At 67.9% G+C, this 1,341-nt stretch carries 1 protein-coding gene; it reads left to right on the top strand.

Annotated elements, in window-relative coordinates; genetic code table 11:
- The coding region (gene glnS / locus FUT87_RS22270) for a glutamine--tRNA ligase (RefSeq protein WP_147242427.1) at positions 1-1,341 on the top strand (1,341 nt) is incomplete at both ends.

Genomic DNA, 1,341 nt, shown 5'->3' with positions numbered 1-1,341 from the left:
GCTGGACCCGGCCCGCATCCGCACCCGCTTCCCGCCCGAGCCCAACGGCTACCTGCACATCGGCCATGCCAAGTCGATCTGCCTGAACTTCGGCCTGGCGCGCGATTACGGCGGCATCTGCCACCTGCGCTTCGACGACACCAATCCGGAGAAGGAAGAGCAGGAATACGTCGACGCGATCAAGGAGATGGTGGCGTGGCTGGGCTGGACCTGGGACGCCAAGGACGGCGCCGGCCGCGAGGTGGACCACCTCTTCTATGCCAGCAACTACTTCGACTTCATGTACCGCGCGGCGGAGTACCTGGTGTCGCAGGGGCTGGCCTATGTCGACGAGCAGACGCCCGAGGAAATGCGCGCCAACCGCGGCGACTTCGGCACGCCGGGCAAGAACAGCCCCTTCCGCGACCGCTCGCCCGAGGAGAATCTGATCCGCCTGCGCGAGATGCGCGACGGCAAGCACCCGGACGGCTCCATGGTGCTGCGCGCGAAGATCGACATGGCGTCGCCCAACATCAACCTGCGCGATCCGGCGCTGTACCGCATCCGCCGGGCGACCCATCACAACACCGGCGACCAGTGGTGCATCTACCCGATGTACACCTACGCCCACCCGATCGAGGACGCGCTGGAGTGCATCACCCACAGCGTCTGCACCCTGGAGTTCGAGGACCAGCGGCCGTTCTACGACTGGCTCGTCGAGCACCTGGCCCAGGGCGGCCTGCTCGCCCGCCCGCTGCCTCACCAGTACGAGTTCGGCCGGCTGAACCTGACCTACGTCGTCACCAGCAAGCGCAAGCTGCGCCAGCTGGTCGAGGAGAAACACGTCGACGGCTGGGACGATCCCCGCATGCCCACGCTGGTCGGCATGCGCCGCCGCGGCTACACGCCCGAGGCCATCCGCGCGATGGTCGAAAGCACTGGCGCGTCCAAGACCAACGCCTGGATCGAGTACTCGGTGCTGGACGGCTACCTGCGCGCCGACCTCGAGGGCAAGGCCGCCCGCGCGATGGCGGTGCTGGATCCGGTCAAGCTCAAGCTCGAGAACTACGCGGAGATCTTCGGCTCGCTCGAGCATCGCGAAGCCTGCTCGGCCCCGGCCCATCCGCATGTGCCGGAACTGGGCACGCGCCAGTTCAGCCTCGGCCCCGAGCTGTGGATCGAGCGCGAGGACTTCATGGAGACCCCGCCCAAGGGCTACCACCGCCTGTTCCCGGGCAACAAGGCGCGGCTGAAGTACGGCTACGTGATCGAGTGCACCGGCTGCGAGAAGGACGCCGACGGCACCATCACCGCGGTGCTGGCCCGGCTGGTGCCCGACACCAAGAGCGGCACGCCGGGCGC

This window comes from Mitsuaria sp. TWR114, assembly GCF_007997345.1.
The sequence above is the reverse complement of the archived record's forward strand: the minus strand, read 5'-3'. Positions and strand labels throughout refer to the sequence as shown.